17 protein-coding genes are annotated in these 17,195 nt (G+C 35.6%); 7 read left to right on the top strand and 10 right to left on the bottom strand.

The window, feature by feature from the left end:
* Window positions 1-17: 17 nt before the first annotated feature.
* The 4 genes from pyrC to QUE09_RS09085 are packed head-to-tail and all read left to right on the top strand — an operon-like array spanning window position 18 to window position 3,567.
* Window positions 18-1,049, top strand: a complete 1,032-nt coding sequence (gene pyrC, locus QUE09_RS09100; RefSeq protein WP_286232463.1) for a dihydroorotase — start codon at window positions 18-20, stop codon at window positions 1,047-1,049.
* 7 nt (window positions 1,050-1,056) lie between these two features.
* Entirely contained in the window at window positions 1,057-1,938 is an 882-nt protein-coding gene (locus tag QUE09_RS09095; protein ID WP_286232462.1) for a 6-carboxytetrahydropterin synthase, read from the top strand.
* Window positions 1,931-2,752 carry a M23 family metallopeptidase gene (locus QUE09_RS09090; protein WP_286232460.1) on the top strand — a complete coding sequence of 274 codons (822 nt, stop codon included), beginning with the start codon at window positions 1,931-1,933 and terminating at the stop codon, window positions 2,750-2,752. The genes QUE09_RS09095 and QUE09_RS09090 overlap by 8 nt, the downstream gene beginning before the upstream one ends.
* A 29-nt stretch (window positions 2,753-2,781) precedes the next feature.
* Window positions 2,782-3,567 carry a substrate-binding periplasmic protein gene (locus QUE09_RS09085; protein WP_286232459.1) on the top strand — a complete coding sequence of 262 codons (786 nt, stop codon included), beginning with the start codon at window positions 2,782-2,784 and terminating at the stop codon, window positions 3,565-3,567.
* Here the strand turns inward: QUE09_RS09085 and QUE09_RS09080 are convergent.
* Together QUE09_RS09080 and QUE09_RS09075 are read right to left on the bottom strand one after the other, a co-directional pair.
* Window positions 3,556-4,452: a tyrosine-type recombinase/integrase gene (locus QUE09_RS09080; RefSeq protein WP_286232457.1), complete on the bottom strand. Its 897-nt coding sequence runs from the start codon at window positions 4,450-4,452 to the stop codon at window positions 3,556-3,558. The genes QUE09_RS09085 and QUE09_RS09080 overlap by 12 nt on opposite strands.
* Window positions 4,453-5,071: 619 nt before the next feature.
* On the bottom strand, window positions 5,072-6,313 hold the full coding sequence (locus QUE09_RS09075) for a hypothetical protein (protein ID WP_286232455.1): 1,242 nt from the start codon (window positions 6,311-6,313) through the stop codon (window positions 5,072-5,074).
* Window positions 6,314-6,653: 340 nt separating this feature from the next.
* Here QUE09_RS09075 and QUE09_RS09070 point away from each other — a divergent pair, with 340 nt between their 5' ends.
* The gene (locus tag QUE09_RS09070) at window positions 6,654-7,589 is read left to right on the top strand and encodes a LysR family transcriptional regulator (protein ID WP_286232454.1); all 936 of its coding nucleotides are present in this window, start codon (window positions 6,654-6,656) and stop codon (window positions 7,587-7,589) included.
* 149 nt (window positions 7,590-7,738) lie between these two features.
* Here the strand turns inward: QUE09_RS09070 and QUE09_RS09065 are convergent, their stop codons facing one another.
* From QUE09_RS09065 to nhaD, 3 genes are all read right to left on the bottom strand, one after another.
* Entirely contained in the window at window positions 7,739-8,194 is a 456-nt protein-coding gene (locus tag QUE09_RS09065; RefSeq protein ID WP_286232452.1) for a hypothetical protein, read from the bottom strand.
* Window positions 8,195-8,239: 45 nt separating this feature from the next.
* Window positions 8,240-8,407 carry a hypothetical protein gene (locus tag QUE09_RS09060; protein WP_286232451.1) on the bottom strand — a complete coding sequence of 56 codons (168 nt, stop codon included), beginning with the start codon at window positions 8,405-8,407 and terminating at the stop codon, window positions 8,240-8,242.
* A gap of 310 nt (window positions 8,408-8,717) precedes the next feature.
* Window positions 8,718-10,139, bottom strand: a complete 1,422-nt coding sequence (gene nhaD / locus QUE09_RS09055; protein ID WP_286235911.1) for a sodium:proton antiporter NhaD — start codon at window positions 10,137-10,139, stop codon at window positions 8,718-8,720.
* Between the two features lie 358 nt (window positions 10,140-10,497).
* Between nhaD and QUE09_RS09050 the strand changes: the two genes are divergently transcribed.
* Window positions 10,498-10,890 carry a response regulator gene (locus tag QUE09_RS09050; protein WP_286232449.1) on the top strand — a complete coding sequence of 131 codons (393 nt, stop codon included), beginning with the start codon at window positions 10,498-10,500 and terminating at the stop codon, window positions 10,888-10,890.
* A gap of 1 nt (window position 10,891) precedes the next feature.
* Here the strand turns inward: QUE09_RS09050 and QUE09_RS09045 are convergent, their stop codons facing one another.
* The 5 genes from QUE09_RS09045 to QUE09_RS09025 all read right to left on the bottom strand — a co-directional run bounded on the left by QUE09_RS09045 (window position 10,892) and on the right by QUE09_RS09025 (window position 16,218).
* Window positions 10,892-12,106, bottom strand: coding sequence for an EAL and HDOD domain-containing protein (locus tag QUE09_RS09045; protein WP_286232447.1), 1,215 nt, complete (start codon window positions 12,104-12,106; stop codon window positions 10,892-10,894).
* A 103-nt stretch (window positions 12,107-12,209) separates the two neighbouring features.
* A complete protein-coding gene (locus QUE09_RS09040; RefSeq protein WP_286232445.1) occupies window positions 12,210-13,400 on the bottom strand; it encodes an alkaline phosphatase family protein in 1,191 nt (396 codons plus the stop codon).
* A 70-nt stretch (window positions 13,401-13,470) separates the two neighbouring features.
* Window positions 13,471-14,028 (bottom strand): phosphoribosyltransferase, encoded by a 558-nt coding sequence (locus QUE09_RS09035; RefSeq protein ID WP_286232444.1) that lies wholly within the window; start codon window positions 14,026-14,028, stop codon window positions 13,471-13,473.
* Window positions 14,029-14,089: 61 nt separating this feature from the next.
* Complete coding sequence (locus QUE09_RS09030; RefSeq protein ID WP_286232443.1) at window positions 14,090-15,040, bottom strand: M28 family peptidase; 951 nt, start codon at window positions 15,038-15,040, stop codon at window positions 14,090-14,092.
* Window positions 15,037-16,218, bottom strand: a complete 1,182-nt coding sequence (locus tag QUE09_RS09025) for a tetratricopeptide repeat protein (RefSeq protein ID WP_286232442.1) — start codon at window positions 16,216-16,218, stop codon at window positions 15,037-15,039. The genes QUE09_RS09030 and QUE09_RS09025 overlap by 4 nt, the downstream gene beginning before the upstream one ends.
* 555 nt (window positions 16,219-16,773) lie before the next feature.
* Here QUE09_RS09025 and QUE09_RS09020 point away from each other — a divergent pair.
* Window positions 16,774-17,178 carry a type II toxin-antitoxin system HicB family antitoxin gene (locus QUE09_RS09020; RefSeq protein ID WP_286232440.1) on the top strand — a complete coding sequence of 135 codons (405 nt, stop codon included), beginning with the start codon at window positions 16,774-16,776 and terminating at the stop codon, window positions 17,176-17,178.
* The last annotated feature ends 17 nt before the right edge of the window (window positions 17,179-17,195 follow it).

The following is a 17,195-nucleotide window of genomic DNA, read 5'->3' as shown; positions in this document are numbered from 1 at the left end:
AGATTTAAAGGATATTCATGAACACATTAACAATTACAAGACCTGATGATTGGCATGTTCACCTGCGTGATGGTGAATCTCTAAGTTCTACCGTGGCTGATATAAGCCGCTATTTTGGTCGTGCTATTGTTATGCCTAACTTGGTTCCGCCAGTTACTACAGCAGACATGGCGCAAGATTATTACCAACGTATTATGGCTAACAACCCGTCATCTTCGTTTAAACCGCTAATGGTGCTATACCTCACTGATAATACTACTGCTGAAGATATTCGTCAGGCTAAAGAGAGCGGGCTAGTTTATGCTGCGAAGTTATACCCAGCAGGAGCAACGACTAATTCATCTTCAGGTGTAACACATGTTGATAACATAGCGAACGTCATTGCTGAAATGGAATTATTGAACATGCCATTACTTGTTCACGGAGAGGTGACTACTTCAGATATTGACATTTTTGATCGAGAAGCTGTGTTTATCGATAGCATATTAAAGCCACTCGTCGCAAAACACCCGAAATTAAAAGTAGTGTTAGAACACATCACCACTAAAAACGCAGTAGATTTTGTAACCAACGCAAGTGAAAATGTAGCAGCAACCATTACAGCACATCATTTACTGTACAATAGAAACCACATGTTAGTTGGTGGCATTCGCCCACATTATTACTGTTTGCCGATTTTGAAGCGTAATATACACCAACAAGCGCTTATTAAAGCGGCAACCAGTGGTAGTAGTAAGTTCTTTTTAGGTACTGATTCTGCACCGCACCCAATAGGTGCTAAAGAATCAGCGTGTGGGTGCGCAGGGTCGTATACAGCGCATGCCGCAATTGAACTTTATGCAGAAGTTTTTGAACAGGAAAATGCTCTTGATAAATTAGAAGGATTTTCAAGTTTGCATGGTCCTAAGTTTTACGACTTACCAATTAATAAAGATACCATTACGTTAGAAAAATCTGCTTGGCCTGTACCTGAAACGATGTCGCTTGGAAATGACGTTGTCGTACCAATAAGAGCGGGTGAAGAAATTCAATGGCGAGTAAAGGGTTAATAGGTTAATGCAATTATTTGTCAAAGATTTAACTGTTATCGACTTTTCTTACTGTTGCTCACAAAGAGGTATTGTAGGCGAAAGTTGGATAGTTGACGTGTTATTAGATGGCACATTAAATGATATGAAAATGGTATTAGATTTTGCTGTGGTTAAAAAGCAAATTAAAGCCATAATTGATGATGCCGTAGATCACAAATTATTGATTGCTGAACAGTGCTCTTCGGTGACTGTTACTCCATCTAACTATCATGACAACCATGAGTTTGTTGATCTCACGTCTGCACGTGCAAGTTATTTTTTACAATCTCCAAGTTGTGCGTTTGCTAAGTTACCTTGTGAGAACATTACAACAACATCAGTAAAACAATATTTAACGGATATTATTCTTGCGCAATTACCTAATAACGTTCAAGGCTTAGTGTTAACGTTAAGACCAGAGCAAATTGACAGTGACTTTTATCATTATACCCATGGACTTAAACTACATGACGGTAATTGTCAGCGCATAGCACATGGTCACCGTTCAAAAATTGAACTTTTTCACAATGATAAACGCTCTGAAGATCTTGAACATTTTTGGTGTCAACGTTGGCAAGATATATATATTGCTTCGGAAGCTGATCGGGTAGCTAAAAGTGATATTCAGTTGTCTTCAACAGCGGAAAACTTGCTAACGGAAAACCATCAACTTTTTGCTTATCAAGCACCACAAGGGCGCTTTGATATTGCTGTAGACAGTAAAGTGTTAGAAGTGGTTGACTGTGACTCAACGGTCGAGTTACTCGCAGATTACATTGCACGGCAATTAAAAATGCAACAACCTAAAGATCATTTTACCGTTATTGCTTATGAAGGAGTAGGTAAAGGAGCAATAGCGCATGCTTAATATCAAGGCACTACGCTTCTTTACCGTGTTACCTTACTTGGTAACATTGGCTGTAACAGCACAAAATTTACAATTAAAAGGTGAAATACAGCAGGGTGGTTTAATCATTGGCAAAACGTTACCTAAAAGCAAAGTAACGTTGGATAATGAAAACCTTATGTTATCGCCAGATGGTGATTTTGTTTTTGGGTTTTCACGCGATGAAAATAAAACGCATACGCTAATAGTAAAACACCCTAATGGTAAGGTAATCACTAAGACCTTAAAACCGAAAGCACAATCCTACAATATACAGCGTGTTGAAGGAATTGCTAAAAAGATCATGAACCCTGATCCTGAAAGTGTTAAGCGAGCAAAAAAAGACGCAGAACAAGTGTATTTAGCACGTAATCACGTGAGTAAACGGGTTGATTTTGCTAACGGGTTTATTGCACCTGCTAAGGGCACTATTACAGGTGTTTATGGCAGCCAGCGTTTTTATAATGGTAAACCTGGTCGTCCACATTATGGGTTAGATTACGCGGGACCAACAGGTACACCCGTAACTGCACCGGCTTCTGGTGTAGTTACGTTATACGTGCCAGACATGTTTTACTCAGGTGGAACAATGATAATAGATCACGGTCACGGTGTTACGTCAACGTTTTTGCACCTAAGCGATAGTTATGTTAAAGAAGGTGATGTAGTAGAAAAAGGTGAAAAAGTCGCCGCGATGGGAGCTACCGGACGAGTAACAGGGCCGCATTTAGATTGGCGGATTAACTGGAAACATGTCAAATTAGATCCAGCGCTAGCTTTAAAAGTGTTCGAATAATAAAAATACTAAATAAATGGAGTGTTGTTGTGAAATGTAAAATGCTTATAACCTTTATATCAACACTCTTAATATGCCTTACTGCATGTGCAAATCAGCGAAATAATTTGTCAGTCGGTTGGGAACTCTGGTATCCCTATCAATATCACAATAATCAACATTTACTTGTTGGCCTAGATGTAGACATTTTTAATAGAATCATAGAAAAAGCCGACTATAAAGTGGATTACACAGAGTTACCCTGGAAAAGACATTTACAATATATCAAATTAGGTAAAATGGATGTTGCTATGGGAGCTTCTATTTCTTCTGAACGTCAAAATTACGCATATTTTACCCAGCCTTATCGCACTGAACAAGTGAAGCTCTACGTTCGTAAGGGTATGAAAGATAAAATAATATTGCCTAACCTACGGGATTTAATCGCGAGTGATTACTTAATAGGTGTTGAAAGTGGTTATTACTATGGTGAGACCTATAAAACTTTAATGAAACAACCCGCTTTTCAAGCCCATATTAGTGAAGTTATTGACCTTGAACAAAACGTAAAACTTACATTAAAAGGGCACTTAGATGGCTTTTTTGTTGATCCTGTAACTATGCGAGCGTTTATAGATAAGTACAAACTTTTTAATGAATTTGAAGCACATTCAGTAGAAATTTATCAAGACGATATTTACATTATGCTCAGTAAAAAAACGATGAATGAAAAAGATCTTGAGCGTTTTAATTCAGCAATTGAACACTTAAAACAGACGGGGGAACTCGATCAAATAAGTCAGCAATGGACCAGCGTACAAATGTTAAAACGGTAGGGCTTTAGCAGCTTTATTTTTGGCGACATCTGCTCGTTTATCATAGTTTTTGGTGGTTTCCACTGAAGAATGTCCCATTAAGTCTTGTACAACGAAAACATCTTCACCATTTTCTAATAACTTTGTCGCATAAGTTCGACGAAGATCATGCGGAGTAAGTCGTTTTAAACCTGCTTCTTGATAACGCCTAATAATAATATCGTAAATTGTTTGCCCAGAAATAGGTTCATTAACTAAGCGGTTTCCTTTACGTGCTCTTAAAAATAATGGACCAGGCTCTAAACCACGTTCTTGCAGCCATACATCTAATATCTCAAGAATTCTATTGTGTAATGCATTAACACGTTCCTTATTACCTTTACCAAGCACACGAAGTGTAGCGTCTTTTAAGTTGAGATCACTTAATAATAAGTTTGCAGCTTCATGACGACGAAGACCGGCACCATAAACTAAAGCAACCACGGCAGCATCACGCATGGCAATAACGCCGTCTTGCATCATGCAGTAGTCGATAAGTTGATTAAGTTCAGATAATTCTAAAGCCCGTCCTTTAACACTGCGAGAACCACGTACTCTGCGGATCTCCTTAATGTGTTGATAAGTTTCTACATCAATATCTTTTTTACGCCAAGCTTCTTTAGCGACACCTTTAAGTGCTGACAAATAAACATTGATCGTTGAAGGTGATTTTCCTTGCGAAGATAAGTCTGATAATAAATGTAAAATTTGTTCATAGTTAAGCACTGACCAGTCAACATCGCTATGTGATTTTTTATTTTGTAATTTTAGTGCAACAACATTAAGCAATGAACTCATCGTGACTCGACTTTGTGAAGATTGTAATGACAAAAGATAAACTTCAGATGCTGATTTGTTGGCAAACATAAAAATCCTACAAAATAGTTAGACAAAATAACGTCTATATAAAACAAGTTTAATACATGCGTTAATTGACACGAATAAAACATATTTAAATTAAAACACCCGATCACCAAAATCAAAAAGTGATGAATACGTATAAAAACTCGTTACGCTACGTAAAAAATAACGCGTGTTTGGCTACTATGATAGCTAAAATTAACGTAGAAGCACGTAAAAAAGGAATGTGAATTGGTTGATAGCCTTATAAATAAAGGGCTTACAGCGAGGTTATTTAAAAATAAACACCAGCTAAAGCACGTCAAACCAGTTAACAAACCTTTAGAACATGTATACATAATAAGTAATGTACCATGAATTAATGTACATTTGAATATAATCTTTTAAAATCGTGATTTTAATAAGTAATAAATATGAGTGTATATAGATATAGTCTCATACTTTTGGTTATCCAATCTTATATCTTTGGAATTGGTTGTTGCTGATATCACTACTTCATTGCCGTCAAATTGGGCATACTATGCCTAAAACTGTTTTTATATTACTTTTGGCAAACACTCTAAACAGATATGCGCGCTTTAGATTCTTTTAATCGCGATAATTTGAGGTTTGTTAAGTGACTTTTTTATCGGGTTGTTACATTGTTATTTAAAGTTTGTATTAACACTGCACCTGTATTTTTTCCCGAACTATCATGATTCGGAGCTGTTATAACGGCATTATTATTAGACAAAGCTACATTCCATCCAATCCTATCATAAGGAAAACTTAGCTCCGCCAATATTTTTTCTGTATATCTCCAACCCTTTCTCCCTTTATTATATATGTAAACCGCTCCAGTATCAGTACCATTAGCGTCATGGTGCATTGCACTTATAATGGCGGTATCTTCATTTAAAGCGACACCTCGTCCAAATCTATCATCCGCTTTTCCATCGGGAGAAGTAAATTTAGCTATTTCTGTCCAATGATGACCGTGTCGTTCAAAAATATATGCAGAGCCTGCGTCAACCCCGATACCTTCAATATCATCACGTCTTGCTGAGATCAAAGCGGTGTTTCCTGAAATAGCCACTCTGACTCCAAAAATATCTGTTTTACCACCATCAGATGCCAAAAGTTTTGCTTCTTGTTTCCACTTATTACCGTCTAAAACATAAACATAAACAGCACCTGCATTTTCTGCTTTTTCATCGTGCAAGTCCGCACCAACAAGAATAGTATTACCACTTATCGCTACACTAATACCAAATAAGTCTCCTTTTTTGCCATCAATCGCACTTAGTTTGGTTTGGTATCGCCAAGCTTCATTAACACGTTTGTAAATGTATACAGCCCCGGAGTCTTCTTCCAGTACATCGTTTCGTGGTGATCCTACTACTAGATAACTATCATTGAGTGCAATAGCTTGACCAAAAGCGTCACCTGATTTTGCGTCGGGTGCTGTGACGACTTGTCTTTGAATCCAACTATTGGAACGGCGCTCAAAGAAAATAACAGCACCTGACGCTTTTGCTTTAGTATTTCTTCCTATTGCGCCTAACATAGCTACATTGCCTTTTAACGCGACATTGCCACCTAGCGTATCGTTTTTGAAAAATGGCTCAGCGACAAGTTTTGCTTGTTGATACCACCCCTTTTCACCCAATACGTAAACGTAAGCAACACCAGCATCTTTAACCGTATCAATGTCTGCTTTATGCGCTCCGACGAGCAAGGTGTTGCCATCAATAGCTGCGTGATAACCAAAATTATCCGCGAATTTGCTATCATGTGCGGTGATAATATCCTGATTAGCAAAACTGTTGAGTGCTACAAAAGCGAGCACAGCACACATATATATTATGCTATTGATTAATACATCCACTTGTTATCTCCTTAATGTTTCAAACTCTACTATAAAGAGAGAAAACCTATAAGCTGTTTTACAATACTGCACCAACAAAATGCGGTGATTAGTCTTCATTATATGTACCCAAACCTGCTATTTAAGAACTTTCGAAATGACTTTAAACAGATACTTAAATACAAACTTGTTCTTTACGATCATTGTTGTTCTTAATTAGATACATATTAAGGAGAGATATGATCAAAGAATAATTTTATAATGGTATTTAATTCATTTATAAATATGATGAATAAAGTGAAATATCTGCTTATGTATAAAATTATATAATGTGTTAATAGAGTGATTAAGGAAGTTAGAGATGCGTCCAGATGAGTTAAAATTACTTGTTATCTTTGATGTGATAATGATAGAGAAATCCATAACGCAAGCTGCTTCCAGCCTTTCAATGACTCAACCAGCTGTGTCAAATGCTGTATCTCGAATGCGTGTTTTATGGAAAGACAAACTTTTTGTTCCAGATGGTCGAAGGATCCAACCTACAACATATGCCAATAATCTTTGGGGAAAAGTGCGGGATTCGCTGTACAATATAAACCAAGCCCTTACTCCCGATATATTTGAAGCAAAAAGTGCAATACGCACCTTTAGAGTAGCTTTACCTGATATTGCTCTTAATGCGCTTTGGCTAGATCTTCGAAAATTATTTGAAAAGGAAGCTCCTGGACTTAACTTACACGCAGTACCTTACACCATTAACCGTACTAAACTGCTACTCGATGCAGCAGATGTAGATCTTGTTATTGGCCAAAGTAACAGGTCATTGGAAAATATCTGCACTGAGCATTTGTTTGATACAGACTATGTCTGTGTAATGCGAAAAAACCACCCCTTGTCCAATAAGCATCTAACCGTAGAAGAATTCTCGCTTGCCGAGCATTTGTTAGTTTCATTATCAGGTGATATTGCTAGTCCAACAGATCAGGCTTTACAGGAATTAGGGTTAAAAAGACGTATAGCTTTTACGGTCAATAGTTTTACCTCTGCGGTGCCTATTATTAAAGAAAGCAACTTAATTGCTATTTTACCCACTGATCTTATCCATGAACATATAGAGGGCTCAGAGCTAGCTATTACCGCACCGCCCTTCAATATTCCTAATTCCTCAATTTCAATGTTATGGCACACAAGGCAAAGTGCTGATATAGGTTTAAGTTGGTTACGAAAACACATAAAGCGAATATTCATTAAGCGAAGAGATTTTCAAGTTAAACAAGTCATGAAATTCATTAATTGACGGTTTAAAATGTGCGTAATCTGTTCATTTATTTTGATTAAAAACTCAATAGTTAAAGTTGATATGTCAGAGCTTGTTTAAACTTATTTACTTTAGTAACCAAAGAAATAGATGATTAGTTATGAGATTTAACTAAAATCTTTTTAGGATTAACTGATATCTGACAACTGTATAACAAAGTACTCAGGCCAAAGCTCTCTGACTTCTGTTTGCCATTGGCTATCAATAGCGCCATCTGGATGTTTCAATAACCAGTACTTAGCCCATTTACGAACAACTTTGCCTGACTTACTCAATTTGAGCGGCGAAAACCGTCGCTCATAGTGGTTACCGTTGTGCTCGACTACTTCTTTATTTTTGGCTTTATTAAAAAGTGCTGTAAGCTTTTGTGTTGTTATTTCAACTTCTGAATAGGGTAATACACCGGCAGCTTTAAGAGACAACAATAGCTGTGCTCTTTTTATTAATAGTTCATTGTATGCATCAATATGCGGTGTATGTAACAAACCCGTTAAACCGCGGATTGCTTTTCTTTCTCGATCTGCAAGTTTTTGCAAGGGCTTTAATGATTCATTTATTTCTGATAATTCATCAATTGAATTCATTTGTACCCTTTTCTCCGTTTTATTGATACTGACTATATTGGCTACTTAGTGGGCAACTAACCACGTTAAAAATGCTTTACATTCACTAACATTGGCGAAACGAATATTACTCGTCCCCTTTACATGATTAACCACAACACGATTTTTATTGACAGATATTGAATGCACAGGTTGCATTATACGGATCTGTTGACCGTTATAAAGATAAGACATTATTAAACTCTATAATAGGTAGGCACATTTGGCCTATTTATAACAATAACCTATTTACTTTATTTATCTAGATTGATAACCCAGGTGAAATTGAGCTTAACTTACAAATATTAAATAGGTAATACTTTCTAAAGATGACTGACGAGATTAAGGAAAGGCATTTCATTAGCGTATCTGATAGACACGTGTGAATTAGTTGTACTAATTCTGGCATCATAATACAGTTATAATAAATATTAAGCAATGATTATCTTTAAATGTATTGATGATGAGGCAACAAGTATTCAACTTGCTACCTCAAATGGATTGATTAGCCGTTGATTAGGAAATGAACGTAAATACTCGCAGCATAGCCTAACGCGATTGCCCAACTCCACTTTAAATGACCAATAAACGAATATTTGCCTTTCGTTTGCCCCATTAATGCAACGCCTGAAGCAGAGCCTACCGATAACAAGCTACCACCAACACCGGCCGTCATCGTTACTAATAGCCACTGCTGCAGATCCATTGCTGGGTGCATGCTTAATACGGCAAAAACTACCGGTATATTATCTACTATGGCTGATAATATACCCACGGCAATATTGGCATAAGTTGGGCTCCAATGAGTATATAGCAACTCTGATACGAGTGATAAATAGCCCATAAAACCTAAACCACCTACACACATAACCACACCGTAAAAGAAAAGCAACGTATCCCACTCTGCCCGTGCAATTTTATCGAAAATGTCGAACGGAACAATATTACCTAGGCGTTTTAGTGCTTTTTCATCTTTGTTTATTTGTGCCTGAGTGCGCTTTTTACTCAGTGAACGTGGTAGGCTTTTTCGTAAATAGAATCCAAGAAATTTTAAGTACCCTAACCCCATCATCATCCCTAATACAGGAGGCATATGAATAAGACTATGGCATAAGACGGCAGTGATGATGGTTAATACAAACAACGCAACAATTCTTTTCGCGCCACGCTTTAACTGAAATTCATCGTCAAATATAGGTTGAGATTTATCATTTGAAATAAAAAGACTCATAATGGCGGCAGGAATAACAAAATTGACAAGCGACGGTAAGAGTAATACAAAAAATTGTTGGAATTTAATAAGTCCTGCTTGCCAAATCATTAACGTAGTAATATCGCCAAATGGGCTAAATACGCCACCTGCATTAGATGCTACAACAATATTTATACAGGCAATATTAATAAAACCTAGGTTTTTAGGAGCGACTTTTAATACAATCGCACACATGAGCATTGCCGTCGTTAAATTGTTTGCAAAAGACGATATACCAAACGCAAGTATACCTGTTGTCCAAAATAAACTACGTAAGCTTAACCCCTTTGATACCATCCAAATGCGTAAGCTTTCAAAAATTCCACGTTCTTCCATCGCATTGATATACGTCATCGCAACGAGTAAAAATAATAGTAACTGTGCATATTCAAGTAAATTATGATTGAACGCTTCTTCTGCTTGCTCTGCTATGCCATGCTGCGTATAAATATAGCCGATCATTAGCCAAATTATACCGGCTGCTACTAACACGGGTTTAGATTTTCTTAGATGAATAAATTCTTCACCAATAACAAGCATATAAGCAACGGAAAATATCACTAAAGCGGATAATCCTATTATTGAGCTTGTTAAATCTATTGAGCCTGCGCTAGAAGCGTAACTAGGAAAAGAGAGGAAAATACCAAAAAACACAAATAGTAACTTGATCAAAATGAAGTCCTTGCTTGTACTCGGTTAAAGTTGTTAATAAAAATAAATCGGCTAATTTTAGAGCAAAACATCTAAAAATACACGAAAAGAAATAACTTACAGTAAAATAAATTATCTATTGTTTTTCTGTTTGTTTCCGCTTCATTTTTAAGGCTTCACCTTATCAAGGTTTTTATCTTGTTTTTTAATGTGGCTATTTTTGGATCTTTAATAAATACAACAAGGTAAGTTGCTTAAAATATAGGCTTATAATTTTAACAGCATACAAGTAGTTACATTAAACTCCGGTAAAATTGGCTAATTGGTCAATTTTTGTCTATTTTTATTGTGTGGAGAGCCAAATTTTACAGGGAAAAATATTATGTTTAATGTACTGGTCGTAGACGATTCTTCTATCGATATAATGTTGTTAAAAGATATTGTAAAAACTTCACTACCTTTTAAGCAACATATCGATACATATACTGATAGCGTAAAAGCGCTTGATGCGTTTAAGAACAAAGACTATCAGCTCGTGATTACCGATATTGAAATGCCACATTTAGATGGTTTTGAGTTTATTGAAAAAATAAAATCTGATGCGAAAGGCAAAGTAATTGCTGTTTCAGGAAGCGAAGCGGCTGAAAACTCAAATGAAACGATTTTATATGCTGCCAATTGTTATGGTGCAGATTACACAGTTTCTAAGAAAAATTTATATAGAAACTTAAGTAACCTGCTATCTGAAATTTATACAGAATGCGAGCCTTGTTAGATTACAACACACCTAGCTCTTCACACCAACGGCACGCTGCAACAAACTCATTATGAATAAAGCTTGCTTCTAAACCATAGGCGTTGATCAAGTCAGATATATTTTCACCATTACCCGTAATGTAATCTGTTGTTAATACTAACAATTCACCCAGTAAACCATCATGGCTTACCAACGCTTTTGTAATAGGATCTGCTAATGGCATTGTTTTGACAATTTCGTCCATTGGCATACTTAATATCACTTCAATCGCACTTAATAAACCGGTAATAAATGCGAAATCACTAATTTCTTTGAACGCACTTTCTTTGGCTAAAGATGTCATTAATCGTGCAGTAATTAATGCTTGTTTTGACGCTTCATCTGTTTTTTCGCTCGTTAACTTAGATAGCGCAAGTATGGTTACAAATTGCTTTAACTTTTCTTCGCCTAAATAAGCGGTTGCTTGCTTTAATGATGTTATTTCAACGCGAGTGCTTGTTGCTACGTTGTTGACCATTTTCAACAAACCAACACTTAAGTTAACATCATGGCTAATGATCTTAGCTATTTTGTCGTAATCTAATGGTGTGTTGAAGGTTTCACTGATCAAGTGCAGCATTTGTGTTTTGATTGGCGCAAGCGTTTGCCCTTCTACCATCTCAGGTTCGTGATAAAAGTAACCTTGATAAAAATTAAAGCCAACTTCTGCCAAAGACTGTAATTGAAATTTAGTCTCAACCTTTTCGGCTGTTAATTTAATATCAAAGTTTTTCAATCGTTGAACAACAGGTTGTAGTCTTTTTGGATTCTGCTTTTCAATATCGACTTTTATCATAGATAAATAAGGAAACAAAACGTCCCAACGTTCATCAAGGTCATACTCAGTAAGCGCTATTTTATAACCCTTGTCGCAATAGTATTTTACTATTTTAAGTAACCTTTCTGTAGGAGATGAATGCCCAACGAGTTCAATAACAATTGAGTTTTTATCGAACATCAAAGGGTATTTGTTAATTAAACATTTTTCCGTGAAATTTATGAAAGCAAGTTTGCCTAACACTATTGCTTTAATATCACCTTGTAAGTGATTTTGAATAATGAGTTTGGAACTGGCAACATCTTGATCGATTTCAGGAAATTTATTATCAGGACTGTCTCGAAATAAAAGCTCATAGCCTATGGTTTTTGAGTTTCTATCTAAAATCGCCTGTCGAGCAATATACGTACTATACATCTAATTATTTTATCTTATTATCATATAAACCTAACATACCCATTTTATTCTTAAAAATAAAGTATTAACAATCTAATAAACAATTAATAACAAATTTAAAAGATTAATTGATAAGTAGTTGTAAAAACGCGTCATTGTCATAGTCATTTTCAAGGTTTAGTAATGTTGCGATTAAATTAAATACATAGCGATTATCAAGATGTGCAATTTCTTGCCCTTTTTTAATATCTGGACCAAAAGCAATTAACATGGCATTGAGTGCTTTACGGTTTTTTGGGTCGTAACCATGCGTTGCTAATGGATATTTTTTACTTGGTTTTAGAAAGATAGCGGGTGGTATCGCTTCTACAACTAAGTCGGGTGTAGCCGCTGAATGTTGGTCAAAATACCAATGTTTCGGAAAATCTTTAGCTAAATAAATTTGGTAGTGGTGGTGATTTTTATTGTTTTTTAATGTCGTTACCATTTGATTTAACGCGGTTGCATTGTCACTGTAAACAAATAATTGTGTTTGTCCGTTAACCACTTTTATTTCTGGGTGCCCTTCGCCTATTAAATCACTTTGTAAAAGCTTTTTACCTTGATCAATATTAATCATGCCATGGTCTGAAACTAAAATGATATTTGGCGTGAGTTTTGTTTTGCGTTTTATATCAGAAACAAATGTTTCAATCAGTGCATCGATTTTTAAAATCGTATGTTTTGTTTTTTCTGAGTGTGTTCCATACTTATGACCAATTTCGTCAAGCATTGAAATATAACTAATGAGTAACTGTGGTCGTTCACCTTTTGGTAGCTGAAGCCAAGAAATGAGTTGATCAAGCCTTTTTTTGTTTTCTGTATCATGTTTATAAGGCTTTACATAAGTTGGTAATACACCATCAACACGCGTTTCAGATTCTGGCCAGAAATAAACACCCGATATTAGCCCTTTCTGTTCTGCGAGCGTCCAAATTGGCTTAGCCGTTAACCATTGACTATTATGTTTTCCCGCGCCTAAGGTGTAGTTTTTTTTAATATCACGATGATAAAAACTATTATGCACGATGCCATGTTGATTTGGGTATTTACCTGTCACCATTGATAGATGATTAGGAAAGGTTTTGGACGGAAAAACGGGTAAAAGTGCTTTTGTATAGCTACCCTGGTTAGCTGCCTTTAGCAAAAATGGTGGTTTATATTGTGTTAAGTAATCACCAGCAAAACCATCAATAGACAGCAAAATTACAGGGTTTTTATTTTGTGCCGCAACAGGCAATGTTATTGCAAGCAATAACAAAAGAGATTTAAACATAACAAATTGTATATAAAAGCATAGTGATCACATTCTATGCTTTTTTATACAAGGATTGCTAATGAATCAATTATGAAAATAACGACTTAATATTTCTAAGGTCTGTTTTACCTTCGATAATCTCTTCTGGCGTTAAGCCTGATATTTCGTGTGGAAACACCAACCACTCTGATGATTGATGAATAAAATAATCAGGTTCAAACCCTACTTTGTTATTTTCTGGTTTAAACCAAGGGCAAGCAACACGAATATCTTTAGGTATATTATTACGCATTAACAGTTTCAGTTGTTTTATCAGTGCGTCAATACTTCGACCTGAGTCAAAAACATCGTCAACAATTAACAATGAATCATCAGTATTGGCATTTTCTACAATGTAATGTAAACCATGCACTTTAATTTCTTTGCTTTGTTGGTTTATACCGTAATACGAAGATGTGCGAACAGCAATATGGTCAGTATCTACGTTTTTATAATCAAAGTACTCTTGAACGGCAATGCCAATAGGTGCACCACCGCGCCAAATACCAACAATATAATCCGGTTTAAATCCATCTTCAAATACTTGGTGCGCAACACGAAAAGAGTCTTCTAATAGCTCTTGTGCTGAAATAAAGCGTTTTTGCATGTGTGCTCTCTTTATAATTTCTAAACTTGCTTATTATAACCAGAACCAAACAATAATTTAACTAATTGGTCAACTTTTTGTTATTGCTAGACGTTAAGTATAAAACATGTTGCGTAATTGTTTGTACTACCTTTACATACATTGGCTTATTAATGTTGTTATAGGTATCTTCTGTAGTGTGATAATAACGGTGCATACCGGTACCATAATACATAATTGGAATACCTAGACGATAAAACACGTAATGATCACTGGCTCTCAACCACTTCACTCTTTTGTCTTCAATATAGCGACTTCTTTTAAACCCATTAATTAAATTTATTTTGTTAGATAGCTGTTTAAATTGTTTAAAAGTCGCAATTGGCAACGTTGCTTTATCTAAACGATGCAATAAGTATAGCCGATTACTTTTTTTACTTGTTGCTAGCATGTCCAAATTTATATTGAGTATAGTTTGCTTAATAATATTTGGAAAACTGGCACTAAATGCTTTTGCACCTTTTAATCTTTGCTCTTCTGCGTCTGTAAACAACAAGATTACGTGGTGCTTTAGGGAAGCTTTTGTCAAACGTTTTGCAAGATACAATAGCGCTGCAGTACCTGATGCGTTATCGTCTGCCCCATTATAAACAGCATGTTTAGATGATCCTATATGATCGTAATGTGCCGTGATAATAATATAGCTGTCGCTAACAACTGATGCTGGTATATGCCCAACAATATTGGTTCCTGATAAAAGACTCCCCTTATAAGAGAACTCAAAAGGCATTTTATAATGGATAGACCAAGGTTTGATCTTTGCCAAACGCAATTTTTTAATAAGGTAGGATTGTGCTACTAAACTTCCGTGAGAGCCGGTAAATCGACCTTGTGTGTGATTTGACGCGAGAAATTGTAAATCTAAAAGTAACTCTGCTTCATATTGTGCTAATTGTTGACTATTTGCTTTAACCGATAATGTTAAAGCAAATAGTAGTAAATAACGCAGAATAACAAACTTAGTTACCTTCATTCATTGTTACGCCTGATAAAATTCAATTTAGCCACATACTGGCTTTCAGTGGAGGGGAATTGGTTAAATGAAATGGCCTTTTTAATCGCTTTTTCAGCCTTCGCTGCCTCTCCCAATGCATAGTAAACCTTCGCAAGACCATAATAAAACTCATGTCCCGATTTTTTCAATCGTATTGCTTTATTAAAAAGCCTTTTCGCCAGTAAATACTCTCCTCGAAACAGTGCTTCATCTGCTAACATTGCTTGATAATAAGGGTTTTTATGACGTTTTTCATTTAACATGTTGTTGATGCGTTCTACAGCCTCTAGATCACCTTGACGACGTAATACATAGGTTAAGTTTTTATAGGCGGTTAAGTTATCTTTATCTAGACTTATTGCAACGTTGTAGCTTTTCTCTGCGAGATTATAATGCTTATTAAATCGGTATAATATGCCTAAATTTCCCCAGGATGAAGAAAATGTAGGGTTTGCTTTAATGGCACTTTTAAAATAGGCGTAGGCTTTATCATAGTTTCGCTCAACTAACGCGTCCGCACCTTTGTTATTATAAAAGATGGCTAACATGTCTTGTTTTGATATCGTTTTCTTTGGAAATCGACTTCGATATACACTTGGATCAAAATCTATAGCCATAATTTCTTTACCATATACAACTAGCATATGTGGATCTCGATCTTCAGTTACGGATAGATTTACATGGCCAGTAAGCATATTATGCTCTCCGTTTCTAATCCAATATTCAGGTACTTTAACACTTTGAAATTTAACGTTTAATCCTGCTTCAGTTGCTAATGCGTACGCCATGATTGTTAACGACATACAGTTTGCGGTTTTACTGTGATAAGCCTGAGCGGCAGTTAAATTGGCATTGTTCTGATAAGCAAGATCAATATCTTCTTTAGAGAAAATGTGTTTTAACAACTTGCTAGCTCTGCGTAGATAATATTTTTCTGTAATTAACTTGTTTCTTACGAAATCCTTCATTTCTTGATCTAAGGCAAATACTTCTTCGATTGTCTCTATTCGATATAGTTGATAATCAGGAAACACTTGATCGTTTAGAAGCTGTTCAAAGTTTGTAGGAGCAGTTTGCTTGACTGTTTGTGTCGAACTGCAACCAGTTAGCAAAATAGTAGTCATTAAAAGTGCTGGATATATTTTAGATATAAGCATAAAGCCTCCAAATGCAACAAACTTATGTGCATAATTTAACTATAATCCATGAACGGCAAATGAGTTTAAAAATTGCCGCTTATACATCTAAATTTACAAATTTATGACCAAAGGTATTAAACGAGGGATTAACGGTTATTTACGACTGAACGTTGAGTCAAGAAATCAATTCTCAACGCTAAGTTTTTACTGAAGCAATCAGATTAATTTTTTATAAAAGTAACGTTTAAATCCACAATTTGTAGATTCAATTCAAAAGATAACACTTAAAGCGAAACACCTTTTATAACCCTAATGTTTCTAAATGATTAATGAGTATTTTCTATAATCAACTATAACGGAATTTCGCTTCTTATCCTTTTTATAAGAACTATCCACTATGTAACTACTTACTCATTTTTTATTGGAGTTATCAGGGTTGTTAAAGTTGATAACCAAGGGGTTATAAGGGTTATTATTGAGTGTGATGGTGGAGTTATTAGGGTTGTTTTATATATTGCGTTACGGAGTTATAAGGGTTACCATGGTTTTTACTAAAATGGAGATAAATAGAAGATGAACTACCCCGCTAAAATTCAGTATCGAACAGAGCATCAAAATTGGTTGTTAACACTGCCTGACCTCAAAGGATGTGATGTCGTAGGCGTTTCAATAAATAGCGTATTAAAAGATGCAGAACAAGCAATTGCAGATCACCTCGCTATCTTGGCTGAGTATGGTGAGAAAATTCCAACGGCAAGTGCAATAGAGAACTTTATAAATATGGCGCCTTCGATAAATGTTGTTTGGGCTGTAATTGATTTTGATATAACCCCTTACCTAGGTAAAAGCCATAAAATAAACGTTACGTTACCAGAGTTATTAATTAAACAAATTGATGATCGGGTAAGTAAAAATGAAAAATATAAGACACGTTCAGGCTTCATTGCTACAGCATGTTTGAGCGAATTAAACCTATAAATATTTTGAATTCTCGG

Source organism: Thalassotalea sediminis, assembly GCF_030295915.1.
Taxonomy (GTDB): Bacteria; Pseudomonadota; Gammaproteobacteria; order Enterobacterales; family Alteromonadaceae; genus Thalassotalea_C; species Thalassotalea_C sediminis.
Note: the sequence above shows the minus strand (reverse complement) of the source record. Positions and strands in the feature narration are given on the sequence as shown.

What these genes read in the sequence shown, in the direction of transcription:
- pyrC (WP_286232463.1), top strand. Translation starts at nt 18, where the DNA reads ATGAACACATTAACAATTACAAGACCTGATGATTGGCATGTTCACCTG.
- QUE09_RS09095 (WP_286232462.1), top strand. Translation starts at nt 1,057, where the DNA reads ATGCAATTATTTGTCAAAGATTTAACTGTTATCGACTTTTCTTACTGT.
- QUE09_RS09090 (WP_286232460.1), top strand. Translation starts at nt 1,931, where the DNA reads ATGCTTAATATCAAGGCACTACGCTTCTTTACCGTGTTACCTTACTTG.
- QUE09_RS09080 (WP_286232457.1), bottom strand. Translation starts at nt 4,452, where the DNA reads ATGTTTGCCAACAAATCAGCATCTGAAGTTTATCTTTTGTCATTACAA.
- QUE09_RS09070 (WP_286232454.1), top strand. Translation starts at nt 6,654, where the DNA reads ATGCGTCCAGATGAGTTAAAATTACTTGTTATCTTTGATGTGATAATG.
- QUE09_RS09065 (WP_286232452.1), bottom strand. Translation starts at nt 8,194, where the DNA reads ATGAATTCAATTGATGAATTATCAGAAATAAATGAATCATTAAAGCCC.
- QUE09_RS09060 (WP_286232451.1), bottom strand. Translation starts at nt 8,407, where the DNA reads ATGTCTTATCTTTATAACGGTCAACAGATCCGTATAATGCAACCTGTG.
- QUE09_RS09050 (WP_286232449.1), top strand. Translation starts at nt 10,498, where the DNA reads ATGTTTAATGTACTGGTCGTAGACGATTCTTCTATCGATATAATGTTG.
- QUE09_RS09045 (WP_286232447.1), bottom strand. Translation starts at nt 12,106, where the DNA reads ATGTATAGTACGTATATTGCTCGACAGGCGATTTTAGATAGAAACTCA.
- QUE09_RS09040 (WP_286232445.1), bottom strand. Translation starts at nt 13,400, where the DNA reads ATGTTTAAATCTCTTTTGTTATTGCTTGCAATAACATTGCCTGTTGCG.
- QUE09_RS09035 (WP_286232444.1), bottom strand. Translation starts at nt 14,028, where the DNA reads ATGCAAAAACGCTTTATTTCAGCACAAGAGCTATTAGAAGACTCTTTT.
- QUE09_RS09030 (WP_286232443.1), bottom strand. Translation starts at nt 15,040, where the DNA reads ATGAAGGTAACTAAGTTTGTTATTCTGCGTTATTTACTACTATTTGCT.
- QUE09_RS09025 (WP_286232442.1), bottom strand. Translation starts at nt 16,218, where the DNA reads ATGCTTATATCTAAAATATATCCAGCACTTTTAATGACTACTATTTTG.
- QUE09_RS09020 (WP_286232440.1), top strand. Translation starts at nt 16,774, where the DNA reads ATGAACTACCCCGCTAAAATTCAGTATCGAACAGAGCATCAAAATTGG.